We start from the raw sequence: 22,856 nt of genomic DNA on the forward strand, positions 1-22,856 counted from the left end.
CGATGTTACGCAGACACTTTCTTTTCTGCCTTTCCGCGCTGCTTGCGCTGGCTGCAGGAACGGCCGCGACTTTCGCCGAGGACCGCTCCATCGTGGTCGCCTCGACCACCTCGACGCAGGATTCGGGCCTGTTCGGCCACATCCTGCCGATCTTCAAGGACAAGACCGGCATTGAGGTGAAGGTGGTGGCGCTGGGCACCGGGCAGGCGCTGGACCTTGCCCGCCGCGGCGATGCCGATGTCGTCTTCGTCCACGCCAAGGCGCAGGAGGAAAAATTCCTTGAGGAAGGCCATGGCGTGAAGCGCTTCGACGTCATGTATAACGACTTCGTGCTGATCGGCCCCAAGAGCGACCCGGCAGGCGTGGCCGGCACCAGCGACATCGTCGCCGCGCTCAAGGCGATCCAGGAAAAGCAGGCGCCCTTCGTCTCGCGCGGCGACAGGTCCGGCACGCATGTGGCCGAGCTGAAGCTGTGGAAGGATGCCGGCATCGACATCGATGCGGCCAAGGGTCCCTGGTATCGCGATATCGGTCAGGGCATGGGTGCGGCGCTCAACACCGCCGGTGCCATGAACGCCTATGTGCTGTCCGATCGCGGCACATGGCTGTCGTTCAAGAACCGTGGCGACCTTGAGGTCGTGGTCGAAGGCGACAAGCGCCTGTTCAACCAGTACGGCGTCATGCTGGTCAGTCCCGACAAGCATCCGAACGTCAAGGTGGACCTCGGGCAGGCTTTCATCGACTGGCTGATCTCGCCCGAAGGGCAGCAGACGATCGCAAATTACAAGGTTGACGGCCAGCAGCTCTTCTTCCCCAACGCATCGCAGGGAAGCTGAGCCCGCGACCATTGCCAAGCCGCGTTCACATGGCCCATCATGGGCCATGATGTTTGCCCGTCCCAATGGTTTTGCGCTGACCGGTGTCGAGGCGGCGCTGGCGCTGCTGCTCGACGGCCTGGAGCCGGTCGCGCCGGTCGAAGTGCCGCTGATCGAAGTTGCCGGCTGCGTGGCGGCCGGGCAGCCGCCGTTGGCGCAGGCGCTGCCCACCGCCGACGAGGCCGTGATCGATGGCTGGGCCTTTGCGGCCGCCGACCTTGCCGGCGCATCCGCCTATTCGCCTTTCGTGCCGGTCTCGCCGCCTTCCTGGGTGGAGGTCGGTCAGCCCATGCCGGTCGGCTGCGACTGCGTGCTGGAGCCGGGACTGGTGGAGGAAATCGGGCCGCTGGTTCAGGTGCTGGCCGAAGCGGTTCCAGGACAGGGCGTGCGCCGTGCCGGAACCGACCTGCCTGCCGGCCATCCGCCGGTTGCTGCCGGGCGCCCGGTTTCACCGGCCGACCTGTTGCCCGCCCGTCGCGCCGGCGTGATCCGCTTGCAGGTGCGCCGGCCTTCCTTGCGCATCATCGATATCGCCGCGAGCGACGGCGCCAGTTCCGCATCCGAAACGGTTGCGGAACTGGCGCGGGCGGCGGGTGCGTCTATCCCGGCAGGCATCGAAACGACCGGCCGTGCCGTAGCGGATATCGTCGCGGCGCTGGATGCCGGATCGGCCGACCTTGTCGTGCTGGTGGGCGGCACGGGTGCCGGCCGTTCCGATGAGGTGGCTGCGGCTCTGGCCGCACATGGCGCGCTTGGTGCCCACGGCATTGCGATGGCGCCGGGCCGCACCACGGCCATCGGCCGGCTGCGCGGCATACCGGCGATTGCCTTGCCGGGAGCGCCGGATCAGGCGCTTGCCGGCTTTCTCGTGCTTGTTCTGCCGGTGATCGACCGCCTGACCGCACGATGCCCCCGGCAGGCCGAAACCTTGCCGCTGGCGCGCAAGATCGCGTCGTCCATCGGCGTCACGGAACTTGTCCTTCTGCGGCGCGGGGACAGGTCATGGATGCCGCTTGCCGCCGGGACGCTGCCGTTGCAATGCGTCGCGGCTGCCGATGCCTGGCTGACTGTCGGGGCCAACAGCGAAGGATTTGCGGCCGGCGCGGAAGTTTCCGCGTTTGCGCTGCGCAATGGGTGAATGAATGAACAATGCTTCTCCCCGCCCGGATGCCGCGACGGTCGCGGGCATCGAGCAGGAACAGTTTCTGGCGATCCTGTCGCGAGAGGAGGCACTGGCGCGCTTCGAGGCGGCGCTGTTTCCGCGCCCCATCGCTCTTGATGAACGGTTGCTGGGCGAAGCGCTCGGATCGGCGCTCGGCGCGGATGTGGTCGCACCTATCGACGTGCCGCCCTTCGACCGCGCCAATGTCGACGGTTTTGCCGTTCGCTCGGCCGATCTTGCCCAGGCCGGCGAGGCGCACGCCGCCCTCCTCGCCCTCAATGACGAACGCATCGCCTGCGGCACGCTGCCCGGCCTTGCCGTGTCGCCGGGCACCGCCACGCCGATCTCCACCGGCGGCCCGATCCCGCGCGGCGCCGACGCGGTGATCATGGTCGAGCACACCGAGCCGGCGGGCGAGGGCATCGAGGTTCGCCGCGCCGCGGGGCCCGGCCAGTTCATTTCCTATGCCGGTTCCGACATGGCGCGCGGCGAAACCCTGCTGCGGGCCGGAACCGTCATTGGCGCGCGTGAGGTGGGCATGCTCGCCGCTTGCGGCATTGCCGTCGTGACGGTGGCGCGCAAGCCGAGGGTGGCGGTGCTGTCCACCGGCGACGAACTGGTTCAGCCCGGCGCGCCGCTGCCGCCGGCCGGCATCTACGACACCAACGGCGCCATCGTTTCGGCGGCCATTGCTGAAAATGGCGGCGAGCCTGTCTTTCTGGGCGCCTTCCCGGACGACGAAGCGAAGCTGGAAGCGGCGATGCGCGCCGCCCTTGCGCAACACGACATGCTGATCCTGTCGGGCGGCACCTCGAAGGGGGCGGGCGACGTTACCCACCGCATCATCGCGCGGCTGGGCAAGCCCGGCATCGTGGCGCATGGCGTGGCGCTGAAACCCGGCAAGCCGCTGTGTCTGGCGGTCTGCGACGGCAAGCCGGTGGTCATCCTGCCGGGGTTCCCCACCTCGGCAATGTTCACCTTCCACGACATGATCGTGCCGGTGCTGCGCCGCATGGCGGGTTTGCCGCCGCGCACCGATGCCCATGTCGCGGCAACCGTGCCGTTGCGTGTGCCCTCCGAGCTTGGCCGCACGGAATTCGTCATGGTCTCGCTGGTCGAGGGGCGGGAAGGGCTGGTCGCCTATCCCACGGGGAAAGGCTCCGGCGCGATAACGTCCTTCACGCAGGCCGACGGTTTCGTCCGCATCGAGGCGCTGGCCGACCACCTGCCGGCGGGCACGCAAGTCGAGGTCACGCTGTTTACCCCGCAGGTTCATGTGCCCGACCTCGTCATCATCGGCAGCCATTGCACCGGGCTAGACCGTGTGCTGGCGCCATTGGCGCGTCAGGGTCTCTCGCTGCGTTCGCTGTCTGTCGGCAGCCTTGGCGGTCTGGCGGCCGCGCGGCGCGGCGAATGCGACCTCGCGCCCATCCACCTGTTTGACGACAAGACGCGGAGCTACAACGAGCCTTTCCTGTCGCCGGACCTCGAACTGGTGCCGGGCTGGCGACGCATGCAGGGTTTTGTCTATCGCAAGGGCGACGCGCGCTTCGAGGGTCTGTCGGCGCAGGCCGCCGTTGAGGCAGCACTTGCCGATCCCGCCTGCCTGATGGTCAACCGCAATCAGGGTGCGGGCACGCGCATTCTCATCGATGCGCTGCTCGCCGGCGCACGGCCAGACGGCTACTGGAACCAGCCGAAATCGCACAACGCCGTGGCGGCCGCCGTGTCGCAGGGCCGGGCGGATTGGGGCGTCACCATCGCGCCTGTGGCAGATGCGGCTGGGCTGGGCTTCATCGCGCTCACCGAGGAGCACTACGACTTCGCGCTTGTGTCGGCGCGGCGCGAGCGTCCGGCCGTGGAAGCTTTCTTGTCGGCGCTTCGCTCGCCGGAGGTGCGGCAGGCGCTGGAGGAAGCGGGTTTTCGGCCGGCATAGTTGTCGCAAGCCAGTTCAGTATTGCGTTCTTTCACGCCCCTCAGCCGGCCGCAACCCTGACACTTTCCTTGCAACGCGGAGATTGGCGAAAGCCGCAGTGACATCCAATCTCTCCCGTCCCAATGGGGGGAGATGCCCGGAAGGGCAGAGGGGGCAACGGAGGGCGATCATCCTGCCAGATTCGCCAACTACCCCGCCAGCGTGGCCAGCTTCTCCGCCTCGGCCAGATCTTCCACCGTATTGGCGTTGAAGAACGGATCCACCGGTTCGGCCGGCCACGACACGGTGGCGAGCGGATAGCGCGCGGTCCAGCGGTCAATCTTGCGGATGTCTTCCTTGACCAGTGCGTGGCGCAGTTCCTCGCGCAACGCCACGCTCCACAGGCCGATCACCGGATGCGACTGGCCGCCGGAGGCCGCCACCGCCAGCTTGGCGCCTTGCGCTGCGCGTGCTTCATGCAGGCGCGCCAGCAGATCGCGGGGCAGGAAGGGACAGTCGCCTGCAACGCTTGCCACCCATCGCACGCCGGGCCGGTTGTGCGCCGTCCAGTCGAGCGCCGCCAGCACGCCGGCCAGCGGTCCGGGAAAATCGGCCACGCTGTCGGCCACCACCGGCAGGCCGAAGGCGGAAAAGCGCGCGGGGTCGCCATTGGCATTCAGGATCACGCCATCGCATTGCGGCGCAAAACGCGCGATGACATGGTCGAGAATGGGTCGCCCGCCGATGGCGCGCATCGGCTTGTCGCCACCGCCCATGCGCCGCGCCAGCCCGCCGGCAAGGATCACGCCTATCGTCGTCGTGGCGTGCGTTTCGTCAGTCATCGTCGGCGCCTTTGCGTCTGTGGCGTGCTGCTTCCTCCTCGACGGAAGCGGGGTCCTGGTCGAACACGATGCGCTCCTCGCCCGAAAGCGCGACGAAGCGCTTGCCGCGTGCGCGGCCTACCAGCGTCAGCCCCGCCTGCCGGGCAAGCGAGACGCCCCAGGCGGTGAAGCCGGAGCGCGAGACGAGGATGGGTATGCCCATGCGAACGGTCTTGATCGTCATTTCCGAGGTCAGCCGTCCGGTCGTGTAGAGGACTTTATCGGCCGGGTCGATCCTGTTGCGGTACATCCAGCCGGCCAGCTTGTCGACGGCGTTGTGACGGCCGACATCTTCCATGTAGCAGATCGGCCGGCCCTCCTGGCACAGCACGCAGCCGTGGATCGCGCCGGCTTCGAGGTAGAGCGAGGGCATGGTGTTGATGCTCTTCGTCATTGCGTAGAGCCAGGAGGTGCGCAGCTCCGCATTGGGCAGGTCGATCTCCTCCAGCGCTTCCATCAGGTCGCCGAAGGCCGTGCCCTGGGCGCAGCCGGAAGTCAGCGTCCGCTTCTTCAGCTTGTGCTCGTAATTGGTGTGCCGCTCGGTGCGCACCACGGCCACCTGCAGGTCGTCGTCGTAATCGACGCCCGTCACCACATCGTCGGGCTTCAGCATGTTCTGGTTGAGCAGATAGCCGATGGCCAGATATTCCGGATAATCGTTGATCGTCATCATGGTGACGATCTCCTGCGCGTTGAGATAGAGCGTCAGGGCGCGTTCCACCGGCACGCGGATTTCCACCACGGCGCCGGTATGGTCGACGCCGGTGACGCGTTCTGTCAGGCGTGGATCATGCGGCTCTGGCATGATGATGGCCGGATCTTGCTTTGCGCGGATGTCTTGCATGGAACCTCGCGGGAGGTGGAACTGTCGCTTGACCCCCAGTCTATAGCCTGTTCAGATTTAGGCCAGACTCCAGATCGCGTGGAGAGTCACGAACTTCACGCGACTGACATGCCGGCATTCCCGCCCGGCGCTGCCCGGAGGGAGGATCATGGCGCAGCTTTCCGACGATTGTTTCGCCTTTGGCGGGCCGCTGATGACGGTGGACGAGGCCGCCGGCCTGATCGCGTCGCGGCTGGTGCCTGTCGATGAATTCGAGACGGTGCCGCTCGACGAGGCGGACGGGCGCGTGCTGGCGCGGGATGTCAGCGCGCCCCTGCCGTTGCCGCCCTTCACCAATTCGGCCGTGGACGGCTATGCCGTGCGCGGCGCGGATGTGCCGGTCGAGGCCGAAAAGGTGCTGCCTGTCGCGGGGCGCGTGCAGGCCGGCGCGCAGGCGCAGGCAAAGGTGCTGGCGGGGCAGGCAGTGCGCGTCTTCACCGGTGCGCCGATGCCTGAGGACGTGGATACCGTCTTCATGCAGGAGGATGTGCGCCTCGACGACAGCGGCCGGGTGGTCCTGCCGGCCGGGCTGAAGCCCGGCGCCAATGTGCGGCCGGCGGGCGAGGACATCGCCGCCGGCGCCGTGGCGCTGAAGGCGGGGCAGATCCTGAGGCCGCAGGATGTGGCGCTGATCGCGGCGTTCGGGCTGGCCGAGGTCACGGTGCGAAGGCGCATCAGGGTCGCGGTGTTTTCCACCGGCAACGAGATCGTTGCGCCGGGGGCCGCGCGCGGCTCGGCTCAGCTTTTCGATTCCAACCGCTTCATGCTCAAGGCCATGCTGGCGCGGCTGGGCTGCGTCGTCACCGATCTCGGCATCCTGCCCGACGACAGCGAACGCATGGCGCCGATGCTGGCCGATACGGCCGCCTCGCACGATCTGATCCTCACCTCGGGCGGCGTTTCGACGGGTGAGGCCGATTATGTGCGCGCAAGCGTCGAGCGCGTCGGCACGCTGGTGCTCTGGCGGGTCGGCATCAAGCCCGGCCGGCCGGTCGCCATGGGCGTGATTCGCGGCGCGGCCTTCATGGGCCTGCCCGGCAACCCGGTCGCGAGCTTCGTGACCTTTGCCCGCATCGTGCGCCCGGCCGTGCGCCTGCTGGCCGGCGCGCAGCCGGAAGCGCTACCGGGCATTCCCATGCGCGCCGCCTTTGCCTACCGCAAGAAAGAGGGCCGCCGCGAATATGTGCGCGCCAGCCTGCGCAAGGGCGCCGACGGGGTCTGGGAGGCGACGAAATTCCCGCGCGAGGGGGCGGGGCTGTTGTCGTCGCTGGTCGATACGGACGGATTGGTGGAACTGGAAGAGGACATAACCGGCGTGCAGCCGGGAGACACGGTTCGCTTCCTGCCCTATTCGACCCTGCTGTGAGGCACGACAGTCACCCCTGCTGACGCGCTTTGACGGTCGTTGGAAATCTCCAGCCCAGATTGACGCCCACGCCGGCGAGCAGGATGAGCGCAAGACCCGCCGCCTGCAACAGCGTTATGGCGCGGCCGAAGACGACGAAGTCGCTCAGCAGGGCCGTTGCCGGGTTGAGGAAGGCAAGCACGGCAATCGCGGTTGTCGGCAGGCGCGGATAGGAGGCATAGAACAGCACATAGACGATGCCTGTATGAATAACGCCGATGCCGGCAAGCCACAGCCATGCAGGTTCGCTGGTGTCCGGGACGGCTGCGGTCTGCACAAAGGGCAGGAACAGCACCGCGCCGATGAGGCAGTGCAGGACGCTCAGCGCTTCCGGCCGCGTGGTGCCCAGCATGCGCACGGTGAGCGTCGATGCGGCGTAAAGCATGGAGGCAAGCAGGGCATAGATCATGCCGAGGGTGAAATCGTGATCGGCGCTCAATGCGCCCACTTTCGGTCCCACCACCAGCAACAGCCCGGCAAAAGCCGTCGCGATCCAGAGATATTTGGACCGCGTGATGACTTCTCCCAGCAGGAAACCTCCCGCCAGAACGATCCAGAACGGCTGGAGATGGTAGATGATGGTGGCGAAGCCGATCGAGGTCAGGCGGAACGCCTCGAAGATGGCAAGCCAGTTGAGGACGAGGAACACGCCGCTGAGGGTGCCCAGCAGCAACCCCCGCCTGTCGAATGCGATGAGCTCGCGCCCGCGCCCGATGAACATGCACCAGGCGACGAGCGAGGTGGCCCCGAGGACGCAGCGGAAGAAAACGATATTGGCCGTCGGCTGCCCGGATTGAAGCGCAAAGACGCCCACCGTGCCGGAGATCGCCATGCCGATGGCAAGTTCAATGGCAGGCCTGAGGTCGTCGCCGGCGCGGGGGGAAGACATGGGGGCAATCTCCGGATTGATCGCCGCCTGTCTGGCAGGTCCGCGCAGGCGCGTAAATGCCACAGGCCCGCTGGCATGGCCTATTTGTCATTTGGCTCAAGAGCCGCCCTGCCAGTGGAGGCTACTTGATCACCAGAACCGGCACCTTGCTGTGTGTCACCACTTCCAGTGTCTGGCTGCCGAGAAGCATGCGGTTCAGGCCGCGCCTTCCGTGCGAGGCCATGACGATGAGGTCACAGCCCTTGGCCTCGGCGGTGGCGAGGATGGCTTCGGCCGGCGTGCTGTCGTCGGCATGGAGCGTCTGGGTCTGCACGCCAAGTCTGGCGGCGGCTTCACTTGCCGCAGCCAGCACCTTTTCGGCGAATTCCTTGCTGGCCTCGTTGTAGCTGTCGATATCGGCCGGGCTGCCCACCCACGCGAAATTGCCGGCCATGCCATAGACCGGGAACGGCTCGGTCACGGTCAGCACGGACACCTTGGCGTCCAGCGCCTTGGCCAGCGAAAGCCCGTGGTCGAGGCCCTTCTGCGCCAGTTCGGAACCATCGGTGGCGATGAGGATATGCTGGTACATTCCCGTATCCTTTCGTTGTCGCGTTTATGATCGCACGGCCGGTGCGCCAGTCCTTGATATGGATCAAACACCCGAAGCGGCACGCTGCCCAGCGCGAAATGTTGTGCCAGGGCGATGCGCCATCCATACGGGCAATTGGAGTTTCCGGTGCTTAACGGCTGGATCGGGGTTGCGTCCGGGGCGGTGAGATCGGATATGAAGAACAGGGTTAACGGAACACGAATCCGGGAAAGCCGCCCGGAAGGACCGGCGGGGACAGCAGCAAGACGGCATGGCGTTTCGGTTTCTTCACACGGCCGACTGGCAGATCGGCAAGCCCTTCGGCAACGTACCGGGCGATGCCGGCGCGGAGCTGCGCAGCCGTCGCATCGCCACCGTCGGCGAAATCGCCCGCCTGGCCGCCGAGCGCAATGTCGATGCCGTTGTGGTGGCGGGTGACGCCTTCGACAGCAATGAGGTGCAGGACCGAACCATCCTGCGCACGCTGGATGCGCTGAAATCTTTTTCCGGCCGCTGGATTTTCCTGCCCGGCAATCACGATGCCGCGCTTGCCCACAGCGTGTGGAGCCGACTGCGCCAGATGGGGCCGGAGGACAACATCGTCATTGCCGACCGTCCGCAGCCGATCGAAGGCTGGGAGGGCCGCGCCGTCATCCTGCCCGCACCGCTGACGCGCCGTCGCGAATCGCTCGACCAGACCGAATGGTTCGACATGGCCGCGACGCCGCAGGGCGCGATCCGCATCGGCCTGGCGCATGGCAGCGTGGCAAACCGCCTGCCCGGTGCGGCCGAGGCCAGCAACGAGATTCCCGACGACCGCGCCCGCACCGCCGGGCTCGCCTATCTGGCGCTGGGCGACTGGCACGGCTCGCTGCAGATCGCGCAGCGCACATGGTATTCCGGCACGCCGGAAACCGACCGCCACCGCGCCAATCGGTCCGGCTTCGTGCATATCGTTGAGATCGACGGGCCGGATGCGCCGGAGCGCGTCGAGGTCGTTCCCACCAGCCACTACCAATGGCGCCAGCTCGAGGCCGAGATGCTCGACGGCACATGCAATGCCGGGCTCGACGCGCTGGCCGAGCTGGAGGCCGAGGCGGCCCGCCGCGTCGTTTCGCTGACGCTCAGGGGCGGCATCAGCCTTGCCGAACGCTACCAGCTCGGGATCGAGCTGGAGAAATGGCGCAACCGCTTCCACCACCTCGACGTCGAGGATGCCGGCCTGTTCGAGGAGCCGACCGACGACGACCTCGATGCGCTGGATTCGTCGGGCTTCGTGCGGCTGGCGGTCGAGCGGCTGAAGGTGCAGGCAGCTAGCGATGCCGACCCGCAGGCGGCCGCCGCGCGCGTGGCGCTGCGCATGATGTATGTCGACCACATGAATGGCGGACCGAGATGAAGCTGCGCCGCATCGAGGTCAAGGATTTCCGCAAGCTCGGCCATGTCGTCATCGACGATCTCGGCGACGGGCTGAACGTCATCGTCGGTGACAATGAGGCGGGCAAGTCCACCCTGCTTGCCGCGCTGCGTGCCGCCCTGTTCGAGCGCCATCGCGTCGGTGGTGCGGCGGCTGCCGCCATGCAGCCCTACAATCAGTCGGTGCGGCCCGAGGTGGTTCTGGAATTCGAGCGCGGCGGTGTAGGCTGGACCCTGCGCAAGGCATTCTGCCAACGGCAGGAGGCGGAGCTTTCCGGCAATGGCGAGCGCTACACGGGCGATGCGGTGGAGGACAAGCTCGCCGAGATGTTCGGCTTCACGCCGCCGAGTTCGGGCGGAACCAAGCCGCAGGAGCATCACGGCGTGTTCGGGCTGTTATGGGTCGAGCAGGGCACCTCGCATCGCGCGCTCGGCATCGGCGCGGGTCGCAATCATCTGGCTTCCGCGCTGGAGCGCGAGATCGGGCAGGTGACCGGCGGCGAGCGCGGCCGCGCGCTTCTGACGGCGGCGGAGGCGCGGCGCGACCAGTTCTGGGACAAGCGCGGCAATGCGCGCGGCGAGTTCAAGGCGCTGGCCGGTCAGGTCGAAACCGATCGTCAGCATTTGGCCGATCTGGAGCGGCAGCTGGTCGAGCATGACGAGCGCGTCAATCGTCTCGCCGGCATCCAGAACATCCTTGCGCGCCATCAGCGCGACGACACGCTGGAGGCCGCCCGTATGCGCGCCGCTGCCGCGCGAGAGGCTTTTGCCGCTGTTTCCGGTCTTGCGGAAGCACTGCGTGCCGCCGAGGGCGCTGTCGAACGCGCGAAGCTGAAGCGGGATGCGGCCGAGGCGCGTGCCGCCACTCGCCTCAAGCTGATTGCCGACCTTGCCGGCGACAAGACCAGCCTCGATGCGGCGAATGCCGCGCGGGGTGAGGCAGCGGCAGCCTACGCACGTCTGGAAGGGCTGGCAGCCGAAGCTTCCGCCCGGCGCGAGGCCGCCGGGCATGCCGAGCAGCAGGCGGTTGCCGCGCTGCATCGCCTGGAACGAGCCGCGGCGCGCCGGCAGGCTGCCGAGGCCGCCGGGCGTCTTGGCGGACAACTGAAGCTCGCCGAAGAAGCGGACGAAGCGCGTCGCAAGGCGCTGGCGCTCGTGCAGGCTTCGGCGCTCGCGGCCGAAGACATCGAAGCGCTGGAGAAGCTGGAGCGTGCGCTCGATCAGGCGCGCATGCGGCTTGAGGCGGCAAGCGTGCGCATTGCGCTTCACCCCGAGGGCGCTCAGGCTGCGCAACTGGACGGCAAGCCGGTGGCGGACGGCGAGGCGCTGCTGCTGTCCCGCGACGCGCGGCTGGTGCTGGAAGGCTATGGCGCGGTCGAGATTCGTCCCGGCGGCGGCACGGAAGCCCTGGTGCGGGCCGCTGAAGAGGCGGGGCAGGAGCTTGCGGCGGCGCTGCGCCGGCTCGGGCAAGCCGACCTGTCTGCCGCGCGCGCGGCGCTGCGCCGGCAGGATGCCGCCCGCGCAGAGGTCAAGACGCATGGCGCCACCATCGCGGCCCTTGCGCCCGACGGCATCGACGCGCTGCGGCAGGAAATTGCGCGCAATGCGCTGCTGATGGAAGCCGGTGAGGCGGATACGGATGCTTGCGAGCCTGCCGATATCGAGGCCGCCCAGCAGCGCCGTACCGAGGCGGCTGGTGTGCTTCGCGCGGCCGAGGCCGAGACGAAGGATCGCAATGCGGCTGCCGAGGCGGCGCGGCGCGAGCTTGCCGTGCTGGACGAGCGGGTGTCCGTCGCCCAGGCCCGCCATGCCCGCCGCATGGAAGAGCTTGCCGCCGCGCGCGCCGTCGCGGAGGACGCCGCTCTGGATACGGAGGCATCCCGCGAGCGGCAGGCATTCGTGGCGGCCGTCACAGGTTGCGATTGCGCACAGGCAGCACTTGCCGGCGCCGATCCGGAAGCCAAGCAGATCGCCTTGAAACAGGCCGAGCAGGCGGAGCGCGAGATCGATGCCGATATCCGCAGGCTCGACATCGAGAAGCGCGAGATAGAGGCTGCGCTGCGCGCGCTCGGCAAGGATGGGCTGGGCGAGCAGCTTGCCCTGCTGGAAGGCCAGATCGCGGCCACCGAGGCCCGGCTGAAAAGCATGACGCTGGAAGCGCAAGCCGCCAGGCTCCTGCACACGACGCTGGCCGATGCCCAGCGTGAAACCAAGGACCGCTGGCTGGCGCCCGTGCGCGAGCGCTCGGCGCCCTATCTGCGGCTGATCCAGGCCGACAGCGATATCGTGCTGCACGACGAGACCTTCGAGATCGAGCAGCTTGTGCGCAATGGGGTGGCCGAGCCGTTCGGCTCCCTCAGCGTCGGCGCGCGTGAGCAGATCGCCGTCATCACCCGCATCGCGCTGGCCGACATCCTGCGCGAAGCCGGACAGGAAGCCTGCATCGTTCTGGACGACGCGCTGGTCAATACCGACGAGGCGCGGCTGGAGCGCATGCATCTGGTGCTCGGCAAGGCGGCGCAGAACCAGCAGGTGCTGATCCTCACCTGCCGCGAGCGCGATTTCCTGCAGCTCGGCGCGCCGATCCGGCGCATGTGAGCGTGGCTCAGGCCCGCATGACGCTGTGGGCCGAGGCGGGACCGGCATTGCTGCCGGGTGCGGCGTCGCGGGCCAGCGCGTAGCCGTTGCGGCCATTGCGCTTGGCTTCGTAGAGGGCGAGATCGGCCGTCTCCAGCACTTCTTCGACGGTCTTGCCATCCGCAGGCGACCATTGCGCGACGCCGACGCTTATGGTCACGGCGATGGAGCGGTCTCTCCATTGCGGCACGCTGGACGCCATCAGCTTCACCAGCTCATCGGCTATCCTTGCCGCCTGTTGTAGCGTGGTGTCGGGCAGGAGGATGCAGAATTCGTCGCCGCCGGTGCGGGCCAGCATATCCTGTCCGCGCAATCTCTCTTTGGCGAGTTTCGCGAAATGCTGGACACAATGGTCGCCGGCCGCGTGGCCGTGGCTGTCGTTGATCGCCTTGAAGTTGTCGAGGTCGAGCAGCAGGACCGAAAAGCCGCGTCCGCTGCGGCGGGCCCGCGCCGTCTCCGTGGCAAGCTTTTCCATGAAGCTGCGCCGGTTGGGCAGGCCGGTCAGCTCGTCGCTGGCGGCAAGCTGGGCGAGTTCCGCCTGCAGCCGGTCGATCGCCATCAGCAAAAAGCCGAAATTCCACACCACCGCGCCGAAAATGATGGTGAGGAGGCAGAATGCGGCCACCCGGTAGTAGCCTTCGGTGGAAAGCTCTCCGAGCAGCCGCAGCGAATTCAGCGCCGCTTCCGCGCCTTGTCCCAGAATGCCCACTGCCATCGCAACCACGGCGACCATGGCGCCAAGGCTGCGCCGCTTCGGGTGGGCGAGATAGACGGTGGCCATGGCGAGCGGCACGATCTGCGCGGTCGCATAAACCACATTGCGTGCAACCAGGCTGTCGCGCACGGCAAACATCGCGCTGACCGCGAGCGCGGTGAGCGCGACGCTGAACGCCCAGCCGCCTCGATCCTCATGGAAGCGCAACGCGCCGATCCGCACCACGCAGAAGCCGAAGATCACCAGCGCATTGCCGCAGAACGCGAAGAAGAGGTCCAGCGCGCCGCCCTGGAACATCAGCAGCCCGCCGCCGACCGTTGTCAGCACACAGGCGGCAAGCCAGTGGCGGGCGGCTTCGAAGCTGCGGTAGACAGCCGAAATCGCGGCCCATATGACGGTAAGGGTGAGCGAGTTCAGCAGGATGACCAGGTAGAGGGTCAGGAAATCCAGTTTCATGGCGATCCGGGCGTGAGGGGGGCTTGGGCATTGTCCGCAAGCTGCGCGCAGCGATCATGGTCGAGCATATACGGTAAAGCTCTGCGCGGAATGAACGGCAAAGCTAAAGATTTAGGTAACACGAAGGGGTCCTGTTGTCTTGCCCCTTCGCTGCCGGCCATGTCTGCCCGTACAGGGGCTGGCCACCGGTTACGGAAATGTCTATATCGGCTGCGTGCGGGACGACCCGCATTTTCAAGATCAACGGGGACGGCCCCATTGTTTCGGAGATCCGAAGTGATGGTGCGATTGTCTTCTTCCCCATCCTCCCTGCACATCATCGCGCGACACGCAAGACCGCACTGGCATCGCTGCCGGGCAGATTGCCCGGGCCTGTCTGCGCTTGCGTCCGCACCGGTGATGCGGCTGCTTGCCGGCACACCCGTGATCGAATAGCGCGAACGTCGAAAATCTCAGAAAGCTGCGCCCGTTGCCATCCGGTGCGGCTGTAGAAGGAAATGTCCCCATGGCCTGGATTTATCTTTTCTTCGCCGGTGTCTTCGAGGTCGTCTGGTCATCGACCATGAAGCAATCGGAAGGTTTCACCAAGCTCACACCCTCGATCATAACGGCGATCACGATGCTGATCAGCCTGTGGCTGCTGGCGCTTGCCATGCGCACGCTGCCGCTCGGCACCGCCTATGCCATCTGGACCGGCATCGGCGCCGTCGGCGCTTTCATCGTCGGTATCGTCGCTTTCGGCGAGGCGGCGACCCTGTTCCGCATCGTGAGCGTATGCCTCATCGTGGCGGGGCTCATCGGCCTGAAGCTCAGTTCCGGTCACTGATCCGGGCCACGGGCGGCCGGGTGTTCCGGCCGCCGTTTGGAAAGCTGCAACCTTTGGCGTCTATTTTTGGTCACATGTCGACCGAAAATTGCATCGGATTGAAAGCTCCCGCGGCTCGGAGGCTTTTTTCCGGCATCGCCATCCCCTACACTTCGGCTCTTCTCTCGAGGGGGCGGAGAGCTTTTCGAGGCGCGCGACAGGTGCGTTTGGCCGTTATTGACCGCGTGTGACGCGTCCAGGAGCTTGAGTGAGAGTACCTACTACCAGCACTGCGCTCTGCCTGCTCGTCGGCCTGGGGCTCGTGGCCGGCCCCGTTGCGCCGGCGGCGGCGTTCGAACTCTTCGGCATCCATCTTTTCGGCAAGAAAAAGGATGATTCGGCCGAGGACGTGATCGGCGAGCCGCAACGCTACACCGTCGATTTTTCCGTCTCGGGCGACAATGACGATGTCGAATCCCGCCTGAAGGGCGCGTCTACCCTTTGGGCCGATCGCGAAAAAGCGGCATCGGGCGCGGCCGGGTTGCTGGCCAAGGCGCGGGGCGATTATCGCCGCCTGCTCGGGGCGCTCTACACCGAGGGCCGCTATGGCGGCTCGATCAGCATCCTGGTGGGCGGGCGCGAGGCGGCCGACCTTCCTCCCGATACCGAGTTGGCCGACCCCGTCGCCGTGCAGGTGGTGGTCAATCCCGGCCCGATCTTCCTGTTCGGCGAAACCAGCATCGTCCACCGCGCACCGCCGCCGGCGGACAAGACCGACAAGGTCAAGCTGCCGGAAGACGAGGGCTTCCTGCCGGGCGAGGTGGCGCGTTCGGGCGTGGTACTGGCGGCCGAAAGGCTGTCGGTGGAAGCCTGGCGCCAGCAGGGTTATGCCAAGGCTCAGGTCGCCAGCCGCGATGTGGTGGCCGAGCACGACACCAACCGGCTCAACGCCACGCTGACCATGGACCCTGGCCGCAAGGCCTATTTCGCACCGGTGGACGTGCAGGGCACCGAGCGCATCGACCCGAAATTCCTCGCCTGGATGACCGGGATACAACCCGGCCAGGAATATGACCCCGACGATCTCGCCCGCGCCAGCAAGCGGCTCGCGCGGCTGGATGTGTTCCGCGCCATGCGTTTCCAGGAGGGCGACGAGATCGGGCAGGACGGCTCGCTGCCGATCAGCCTCATCGTGCAGGAACGCCTGCCGCGCCGCTTCGGCATCGGCGGCAGCTATTCCACCATCGACGGCGCGGGGCTGGAAGCCTACTGGATGCACCGTAACCTGTTCGGCCGCGCCGAGCGGCTGCGGCTGGAAGCCAAGGTGTCGGGCCTCGTCAATTCCTTCAAGCCGGACGAACTCACCTATCGTCTGGGCGCGACCTTCATCAAGCCGGGCGTCTACACGCCCGACACCAATTTCGTTTCCTCGGTGATCGGCGAGCGTGAGGTGCTGGACGCCTATACACGCACCGGCGTCATCGCGGATGCCGGCTTCACTCATATCTTCAGCGACGAGCTTTCGGGCCGTGTGTCGCTCACCGGCGGAGCCGCGCGCTTCGACGACGACGTCTTCGGCAAGCGCAATTTCGTCAATGTCGGTCTGCTCGGCGGCATCATCTACGACAGCCGCGACAACAAGACCGACGCCACCGAAGGCTACTATGCCGAGGCGACGCTGGAGCCCTTCTACGAGTTCAACTACGGCAACGCCGCCGGCCGCGCCACGGTGGAGGGCCGCGCCTATTACGGCTTCGGCGAGGAAAAGCGTGTGGTCGCCGCCGGTCGCCTCAAGGTCGGCACGCTGGTTGGCCCGTCGATTGCCGAGATCGCACCCGACAAGCTGTTCTTCGCAGGCGGCGGCGGCTCGGTGCGCGGCTACGGCTATCGCAATATCGGCGTGCCGGTGGGCGATGGCCGCATCGTCGGCGGCCGCTCGCTCATCGAGGGCTCGGCGGAATTGCGCACGCGCGTCACCGACAGCATCGGCCTCGTCGGCTTCGTGGATGCGGGCTATGTCGGCATCGATTCGGTGCCGAAGTTCAGGGAGGATCTGCGCGTCGGCGTCGGCGGGGGCCTGCGCTACATCACCGGTCTCGGGCCCATCCGGCTCGATGCCGCCGTGCCGCTTAATCGCCACAGCGGCGATCCGAGCATCGGCTTCTATGTGGGAATAGGACAAGCGTTTTGACCCGGATAGTTCTGGCCATCGCCCTTTTCGTCTGCACGCTGCCCCTGCTGGCGGTGTCCGCGCTTGCGCAGGAAACTGCGGACGAGGAGCGCTCCTATTTCGTCGGCTTCGTCGAGAACCAGCTTTCGACGCCGGATCGGCAGATCCGTATCAACAATATCCAGGGCGTGCTGTCGTCCAACGCCACGATCGGCGAAATCACCGTCGCCGACCGGCAGGGCGTGTGGCTGCGCATCACCAATGCGCGCATCGTCTGGACGCGCTCGGCGCTCCTTCTGGGCCGGCTTTCCATCGATACGCTGGCGGCCGACCGCATCGACGTGATGCGCAGGCCGTTGCCGTCCGAGGCCGCGCCGTCGCCTGAATCGAGCAGTTTCCAGCTTCCCGAACTGCCTCTTTCGATCAGGCTCGGCGCGCTGGAGGTGCCCCATGTCGTGCTGGGCGAGGACCTGTTCGGTCTTGCAGCCGAGATCGGCATGACCGGCAATCTGCAACTCGCCAGCGGCACGCTCGACACCACGCTGAACATCAACCGGCTCGACGGGCCAGGCGGGCAACTGGCGCTGAAGGCGGCCTATGCCAATTCCACGCAGGTGCTGGACCTCGACCTGAAGCTCGACGAGCCGGCCGACGGCATCGTCGCCAATCTGCTCAACATCGAAGGCCGGCCGCCGGTGGCGCTGGCCCTGCAGGGGAAGGGGCCTCTTTCCGATCTCGACCTGGACCTGACGCTCGATGCCGATGGCTTGCGCGCCCTGACCGGTAAGCTCGCGCTGCGCCGCCAGGATCGCGGGCTCGGCTTCAATGCCGATCTGCATGGGCCGATCGCGCAGCTCGTCTCGCCGCGCTTCCGCGACTTCTTCGGCTCCGAAACCACACTGCAAACCTCCGGTCTTGTGCGCGACGGGGGCGGCGTAACCCTCGATAATCTCGACCTGCAAAGTGCCGCCTTGCAGCTCAAGGCCCAGGCCGGCACGACTTCGGATGGTTTCCTTGAGCGCCTGACTCTCAATGCCGAGATCGCTGACCCGGCCGGCAAGCCGGTGCTTCTGCCCGCGCCGGGCCAGAACACGGTGCAGCATGCCAGCTTCACGCTGAATTTCGGCGACAAGCCGGGCGACGAATGGTCGGGTGCATTGAAGATCGATGATCTTGCCACCGAGACCTTCTCATCGAAGTCGGTGGAGGTGCTGCTGTCCGGCCTTGCGCAGAACGTTTCGGATTCCGCCCGGCGCCATCTTACTTTCAAGGCCACAGGCGGTGCGTCCGGCATCGTCGCCAAGCGCGCCGATGTCGGCGAGGCGCTGGGCGACCGCGTAACTCTCGATGTGGGCGGCGAATGGACGGCCGGCGCGCCGGTGAAGCTCGCCAGGGCCGAGCTGATGGCCAATGGTTTCAGCCTGTCTCTGGCCGGTGATATCGCCGAATTCGCCTTCAGGGGCGATGTCGGCCTCAAGGCGCGCTCGCTCGTGCCTTTCTCGTCACTGGCCGGGCGCCAGTTGACCGGCGGGGCAGATCTGGTCGCCAAGGGCGAGATCAGGCCGATCACCGGCGCCTTCGACCTGACGCTCGATGGCACGGCCGGGGAGCTGGGCATCGGCACGCCCGCCGCCGACAATCTGCTCAAGGGTACCACGCGCATCACCGGCGGCGTCGCCCGCGGCGAGAACGGTCTGGTGGCGCGGCAATTGCGCATCGTCAACGATCAGGTCGAGGCCAGGGCCGATGGCCGCTTTGCCACAGGTGCCGCCGATTTCGGCTTCGATCTTTCGGTGGCCGATATCGCGCTGCTGTCGCCGCAGGCTTCGGGACGGCTTACGGCCAAGGGCCGCGCCGCCGGCACCGATGGGTTGATCGGCCTCACCTTCGGTGCGGACGTGCCGGCGGGAACGCTGGTCGGCAAGACGCTGCGCGATGCCGTGTTTGCCTTCGAGGGCACGCTGCAGAAGGGCGATCTCAACGGCAACGTCACCGGCAATGCCTTCCTGGATGGCAATCGCGTGGACCTCGCTTCGGCCATTGCCGTCAACGACGCTGAAAAGCGTCTGGGCGACCTGAAATTCACCGCAGGCGGCGCGCGCCTCACCGGCGACGTGACCCAGAACAAGGACGGCCTGCTGGACGGCAAGCTGTCGCTCGCCGCGCCCGATGTTTCGACCGCCGCAGCGCTGCTGCTCAGGCAGGCCGCGGGCGCGGTCAATGCCGACATCGCGCTTGAGCCTCGGGAGGGCAGGCAGAACGCCTCGGTTCGCGCCAATATCGACCAGCTGGTGGTGGACAGTGTCCGCGTCGGCAAGGCCGATCTCGACGCCACCATAGCCGATCTGTTCGGCGTGCCGATGGCCGATGGCTCCTTCAACGCCAGCAAGATGGTCGTCGGCGGTATCGACATCTCGACCGTGCAGGCCACGGCGCAGCAGCAGGGCGAGGCGACGAATTTCAACGCCAATGCGAAACTCGACAATGGCGCGACTGCCGCCGTCGCCGGCAGCCTGACGCCCATCGAGGGCGGCTTCCGGCTGGCGTTGCAGCAGGCCGATCTCGCGCAAGGCAAGCTGACGGCGAAGCTTGTCGAGCCGGCGGCCCTGCAGATGCGCGGGCAGGCGATTTCCATCGACAATCTGGCGCTCGATGTCGGCGGCGGCCGCATCACCGCGCGCGGCGAGGTGAACGACAAGCTCGACGTTGCCGTGAACATTGCCGACCTGCCGCTGGCGATCGCCAACGCCATACGCTCGGATCTCGGCCTGGCGGGCACTATCAACGGCACCGCCAATATCGGCGGCACGCGGCAAAGCCCGGACGTGCGCTTCTCGCTCAGGGGCAATTCGATTGCGGCGGCGGCCTTGCGGCAGGCAGGGCTTTCCACGATCAATCTCGATGCCGAGGGCAATTCCACGGCAAACCGGCTCGATGTGAAGGCCTCCGTCACCAGCCCCGAAGGGCTGCGCGCAAGCGTCAACGGCGCGGTGCCGCTGGACAAGGGCGCGCTGGCGCTCGACATCGGGCTGGAATCCTTCCCGCTCGCCGTGCTCAACGCTGCCGTGCCCAACCAGCGGCTGGGCGGCAATGTTTCCGGCACGGCGCGCGTCACCGGCCAGCTCGACAATCCGGCCGCGACATTCAACCTGCGCGGAGCGGGCCTGCGCGCGGCCGCTCTCGAAGAAGCAGGGGCCGCACCGCTGGAACTCACCATCGCCGGGAACTTCGCCGACAAGGTGCTGACGCTCTCGTCGGCAACGGCCAGCGGGCCGCAAGGCCTGTCGCTGACCGCCAGCGGCCGTGTGCCGGTCTCGGGCAACGGACTCGATCTTTCCGTGCGCGGCGAGGCGCCGCTGTCGCTGGCCAATCGCTTCCTGGCCGAACGCGGCGCACAGGCGAGCGGCACGTTGACGGCAAATGCCACCATTTCCGGCAATCTGCGCCAGCCCTCGATCCGCGGCATGTTCTCAACGCAGGGCGCGCAGTTCGTCGACCCCGAAAGCAATGTGCGCGTGCAATCCATCGCCGTCATGGGCACGATCGACGGCGACCGCGTGACGATCCGCAACGCTTCTGCAAATCTCGGCGCGGGCGGCTCGGTGAGTGCTACCGGCACGGTGTCCCTCGATGCGGCCGCCGCGTTCCCGGCGGATATCCGCATCATGCTCAACAACGCCCGTTATTCGGATGGCAATCTGGTCGTGGCGACCGTCAACGGCACGCTCGCCATCACCGGCCCGCTGACGCGCGATCCGCTGCTGTCGGGCCGGATCGACGTCGATCGCGCAGAGATCACCGTGCCCGACACATTCGGCGGCGGCGCGGCCGCTCTGGACGTCAGGCACGTCAATCCGCCCAAGGCGGTGGCGCAGACGCTGAAGCGCGCCCGCGCCAATGACGGCACGCCGACACCCACGGCGCGGCCGAGCGTCATGCGCCTCGACGTCAGCGTGAACGCGCCCAACCGCATCTTCGTGCGCGGGCGCGGGCTGGACGCCGAACTCGGCGGCCAGGTCAAGCTCACCGGTCCGGTCTCCGACATCCAGCCCGTGGGCGGCTTCCAGCTCATTCGCGGCCGGCTCAGCATCCTCACCCAGCGCATCACCTTCGATGAAGGCACGGTGACGCTGGTGGGCGACATGGACCCGTTCCTCAACTTTGTTGCGCGTTCGGAAGGCACCGACATCACCGTCTTCATCACGGTTTCGGGCCGGGCGTCCGACATCAGCGTCACCTTCTCCTCGCAGCCGGAACTGCCGCAGGACGAAGTGCTGGCTCGCCTGATCTTCAACCGTGGCCTCGATGAATTGTCGGCCTTCCAGATCGCGCAGCTCGCTGCGGCAGCGGCCGAGCTGGCAGGCGGCGGCAACAACTCGCTGCTCGGCAATCTGCGCAGCGCCACCGGCCTGGACGATCTGGACGTCATCACCGACAGCAAGGGCAACGCCGCCGTGCGCGCCGGCCGCTATATCCAGGACAACATCTATCTGGGTGTGGAGGCGGGCGCGGGCGGTGCCACGCGCGGCACGGTCAATCTCGACATCACCAGGAACCTGAAGGCGAAGGGCGCGGTCGGGTCCGATGGTGATTCCAGCCTCGGCGTGTTCTACGAAAAGGATTATTGAGGCGGGCGCGGCCGGGCCGGTTGATCGAGATCAACGACGCGGGCAGGGCAGCTTGTAATGCTGGCCGGGTACGGACAAGTCCGGAGCCCGACCGATGCACACAGACCTCATCCGCAAGCACGCCGCGCCTGTGCCGCGCTACACCAGCTATCCCACCGCGCCGCATTTCCATGGCGGCGTGAATGCCGCGACCTATCGTGAATGGCTGGGCAAGATCGCGCCGGGAACGTCGCTGTCGCTCTACATTCACATCCCCTATTGCGACCGCCTATGCTGGTTCTGTGCCTGCAACACCAGGCAGACGCGTCGCTACGAGCCGATCGCGCAATATCTGCACTATCTCTATCGCGAGATAGCCACGGTGGCGCGGCTGGTTGCGGACGGTGTCGAAGTCGGGGCGCTGCATTTCGGCGGCGGTTCGCCCACCATGCTGTCGCCCGACGACATGCGCACGCTGAATGACGTGTTGCGCGGGGCATTCGCCTTCCGCCCGGACGCCGAAATCAGCGTCGAGATCGATCCCAACGACATGGACGAGGCGCGCTTCGACGCGCTGGCCGAAATCGGCATGACCCGCGTCAGCCTCGGCGTGCAGGATTTCGATCCCAGGGTGCAGGCTGCCATCAATCGCGAACAGAGTTTCGCGCAGACGAAGGCCGTGGTGGACGCCGCCCGCGCCCGCGGGGCGCAATCGGTCAATCTCGACCTGCTCTACGGCTTGCCCCACCAGACGGTGGACAGTGTCGCGGCAACCGTCGAGCAGGCACTTTCCCTCGACCCCGACCGCATCGCGCTGTTCGGCTACGCGCATGTGCCATGGATGCGCAAGCACCAGACCATGATCGACGAGGCGACGTTGCCCGACATCGTCGGACGCTTCGAGCAGTCGTCGCGTGCGGCGCAAATCATCGCCGGCCACGGCTATCAGGTGATCGGCATCGACCATTTCGCCAAGCCCGGCGACGCGATGGCGGTTGCGCATCGCGAAGGCCGGCTGCGCCGCAATTTCCAGGGCTATACGGTGGATGACCTCGATACGCTGATCGGCTTCGGCGCCTCATCCATCGGCAAGCTGGGGCAGGGCTATGTGCAGAACAGCACGGCCACGGGCGAATATGAGCGGCTTGTCTCGGAAAACGGGCTGGCGGTGACCAAGGGTTTCGCGCTGTCGGAGGAAGACCGCATGCGCGCCTGGGTGATCGAACGGCTGATGTGCGATTTCTCCTTCTCCAAAGCGGAATTCACGGATTGCTTCGGGATCACCGGTGCGCCGCTGGCAGCTTTGGCCGACCGTCTTGTAGCCGAGGACGAAGACGGGCTCGTCATCACCGACGGCGACCGCTTTGTCGTGACGGAACGCGGCCGCCCGGTGGTGCGCGCAGTGGTGGCGGCGTTCGATGCCTATCTGGGCAGCAATGGCGCGCGGCATTCCACGGCGGTGTGAGCGG

Annotated in this window: 15 protein-coding genes; 10 read left to right on the plus strand and 5 right to left on the minus strand. The window is 66.8% G+C overall.

Annotation, left to right across the window (positions count from 1 at the left end; all coding sequences use genetic code 11):
• The first annotated feature begins 2 nt into the window (after nt 1-2).
• Genes C7441_RS10055 through C7441_RS10065 form a run of 3 tightly spaced genes read left to right on the plus strand, consistent with a single transcriptional unit; the run spans nt 3 to nt 3,973 of the window.
• On the plus strand, nt 3-836 hold the full coding sequence (locus C7441_RS10055; RefSeq protein ID WP_109612756.1) for an ABC transporter substrate-binding protein: 834 nt from the start codon (nt 3-5) through the stop codon (nt 834-836).
• 46 nt (nt 837-882) lie between these two features.
• The gene (locus C7441_RS10060; RefSeq protein ID WP_109612757.1) at nt 883-2,013 is read left to right on the plus strand and encodes a molybdopterin-binding protein; all 1,131 of its coding nucleotides are present in this window, start codon (nt 883-885) and stop codon (nt 2,011-2,013) included.
• A 4-nt stretch (nt 2,014-2,017) separates the two neighbouring features.
• Nucleotides 2,018-3,973: a molybdopterin biosynthesis protein gene (locus tag C7441_RS10065; protein WP_109612758.1), complete on the plus strand. Its 1,956-nt coding sequence runs from the start codon at nt 2,018-2,020 to the stop codon at nt 3,971-3,973.
• Between the two features lie 188 nt (nt 3,974-4,161).
• On the opposite strand, the gene mobA is transcribed toward C7441_RS10065, so the two are convergent.
• On the minus strand, nt 4,162-4,794 hold the full coding sequence (gene mobA, locus C7441_RS10070; protein WP_109612759.1) for a molybdenum cofactor guanylyltransferase MobA: 633 nt from the start codon (nt 4,792-4,794) through the stop codon (nt 4,162-4,164).
• On the minus strand, nt 4,787-5,677 hold the full coding sequence (locus tag C7441_RS10075; protein ID WP_109612760.1) for a formate dehydrogenase accessory sulfurtransferase FdhD: 891 nt from the start codon (nt 5,675-5,677) through the stop codon (nt 4,787-4,789). Before C7441_RS10075 ends, mobA begins: the two co-directional genes overlap by 8 nt.
• A 148-nt stretch (nt 5,678-5,825) precedes the next feature.
• Between C7441_RS10075 and C7441_RS10080 the strand changes: the two genes are divergently transcribed.
• On the plus strand, nt 5,826-7,082 hold the full coding sequence (locus C7441_RS10080; protein WP_109612761.1) for a molybdopterin molybdotransferase MoeA: 1,257 nt from the start codon (nt 5,826-5,828) through the stop codon (nt 7,080-7,082).
• 10 nt (nt 7,083-7,092) lie between these two features.
• On the opposite strand, the gene C7441_RS10085 is transcribed toward C7441_RS10080, so the two are convergent.
• On the minus strand, nt 7,093-8,010 hold the full coding sequence (locus C7441_RS10085) for a DMT family transporter (RefSeq protein ID WP_109612762.1): 918 nt from the start codon (nt 8,008-8,010) through the stop codon (nt 7,093-7,095).
• 121 nt (nt 8,011-8,131) lie between these two features.
• Nucleotides 8,132-8,581: a universal stress protein gene (locus C7441_RS10090; RefSeq protein ID WP_019172750.1), complete on the minus strand. Its 450-nt coding sequence runs from the start codon at nt 8,579-8,581 to the stop codon at nt 8,132-8,134.
• A 271-nt stretch (nt 8,582-8,852) separates the two neighbouring features.
• Here C7441_RS10090 and C7441_RS10095 point away from each other — a divergent pair, with 271 nt between their 5' ends.
• Together C7441_RS10095 and C7441_RS10100 are read left to right on the plus strand one after the other, a co-directional pair.
• Nucleotides 8,853-9,980: a metallophosphoesterase family protein gene (locus tag C7441_RS10095; RefSeq protein WP_109612763.1), complete on the plus strand. Its 1,128-nt coding sequence runs from the start codon at nt 8,853-8,855 to the stop codon at nt 9,978-9,980.
• Nucleotides 9,977-12,595 (plus strand): AAA family ATPase, encoded by a 2,619-nt coding sequence (locus C7441_RS10100; protein WP_109612764.1) that lies wholly within the window; start codon nt 9,977-9,979, stop codon nt 12,593-12,595. Before C7441_RS10095 ends, C7441_RS10100 begins: the two co-directional genes overlap by 4 nt.
• A gap of 7 nt (nt 12,596-12,602) precedes the next feature.
• Here the strand turns inward: C7441_RS10100 and C7441_RS10105 are convergent, their stop codons facing one another.
• Complete coding sequence (locus C7441_RS10105) at nt 12,603-13,805, minus strand: GGDEF domain-containing protein (protein ID WP_109612765.1); 1,203 nt, start codon at nt 13,803-13,805, stop codon at nt 12,603-12,605.
• A gap of 505 nt (nt 13,806-14,310) precedes the next feature.
• Between C7441_RS10105 and sugE the strand changes: the two genes are divergently transcribed.
• The 4 genes from sugE (at nt 14,311) to hemN (ending at nt 22,852) form a co-directional block, all read left to right on the plus strand.
• On the plus strand, nt 14,311-14,631 hold the full coding sequence (gene sugE, locus C7441_RS10110) for a quaternary ammonium compound efflux SMR transporter SugE (protein WP_109612766.1): 321 nt from the start codon (nt 14,311-14,313) through the stop codon (nt 14,629-14,631).
• Between the two features lie 247 nt (nt 14,632-14,878).
• Nucleotides 14,879-16,801 carry an autotransporter assembly complex protein TamA gene (locus C7441_RS10115; RefSeq protein WP_425326573.1) on the plus strand — a complete coding sequence of 641 codons (1,923 nt, stop codon included), beginning with the start codon at nt 14,879-14,881 and terminating at the stop codon, nt 16,799-16,801.
• Complete coding sequence (locus tag C7441_RS10120) at nt 16,798-21,408, plus strand: translocation/assembly module TamB domain-containing protein (protein WP_109612768.1); 4,611 nt, start codon at nt 16,798-16,800, stop codon at nt 21,406-21,408. Before C7441_RS10115 ends, C7441_RS10120 begins: the two co-directional genes overlap by 4 nt.
• Nucleotides 21,409-21,502: 94 nt before the next feature.
• Nucleotides 21,503-22,852 carry an oxygen-independent coproporphyrinogen III oxidase gene (hemN, locus tag C7441_RS10125; protein WP_109612769.1) on the plus strand — a complete coding sequence of 450 codons (1,350 nt, stop codon included), beginning with the start codon at nt 21,503-21,505 and terminating at the stop codon, nt 22,850-22,852.
• The last annotated feature ends 4 nt before the right edge of the window (nt 22,853-22,856 follow it).

This window comes from Pseudaminobacter salicylatoxidans (assembly GCF_003148475.1).
Taxonomy (GTDB): domain Bacteria; phylum Pseudomonadota; class Alphaproteobacteria; order Rhizobiales; family Rhizobiaceae; genus Pseudaminobacter; species Pseudaminobacter salicylatoxidans.

Excerpts from the sequence above, each read along its gene's own strand:
- C7441_RS10095 (WP_109612763.1), top strand. The coding sequence starts at position 8,853 with ATGGCGTTTCGGTTTCTTCACACGGCCGACTGGCAGATCGGCAAGCCC.
- C7441_RS10060 (WP_109612757.1), top strand. The coding sequence starts at position 883 with ATGATGTTTGCCCGTCCCAATGGTTTTGCGCTGACCGGTGTCGAGGCG.
- C7441_RS10090 (WP_019172750.1), bottom strand. The coding sequence starts at position 8,581 with ATGTACCAGCATATCCTCATCGCCACCGATGGTTCCGAACTGGCGCAG.
- C7441_RS10105 (WP_109612765.1), bottom strand. The coding sequence starts at position 13,805 with ATGAAACTGGATTTCCTGACCCTCTACCTGGTCATCCTGCTGAACTCG.
- C7441_RS10100 (WP_109612764.1), top strand. The coding sequence starts at position 9,977 with ATGAAGCTGCGCCGCATCGAGGTCAAGGATTTCCGCAAGCTCGGCCAT.
- C7441_RS10080 (WP_109612761.1), top strand. The coding sequence starts at position 5,826 with ATGGCGCAGCTTTCCGACGATTGTTTCGCCTTTGGCGGGCCGCTGATG.
- C7441_RS10055 (WP_109612756.1), top strand. The coding sequence starts at position 3 with ATGTTACGCAGACACTTTCTTTTCTGCCTTTCCGCGCTGCTTGCGCTG.
- mobA (WP_109612759.1), bottom strand. The coding sequence starts at position 4,794 with ATGACTGACGAAACGCACGCCACGACGACGATAGGCGTGATCCTTGCC.
- hemN (WP_109612769.1), top strand. The coding sequence starts at position 21,503 with ATGCACACAGACCTCATCCGCAAGCACGCCGCGCCTGTGCCGCGCTAC.
- C7441_RS10075 (WP_109612760.1), bottom strand. The coding sequence starts at position 5,677 with ATGCAAGACATCCGCGCAAAGCAAGATCCGGCCATCATCATGCCAGAG.
- sugE (WP_109612766.1), top strand. The coding sequence starts at position 14,311 with ATGGCCTGGATTTATCTTTTCTTCGCCGGTGTCTTCGAGGTCGTCTGG.
- C7441_RS10085 (WP_109612762.1), bottom strand. The coding sequence starts at position 8,010 with ATGTCTTCCCCCCGCGCCGGCGACGACCTCAGGCCTGCCATTGAACTT.
- C7441_RS10065 (WP_109612758.1), top strand. The coding sequence starts at position 2,018 with ATGAACAATGCTTCTCCCCGCCCGGATGCCGCGACGGTCGCGGGCATC.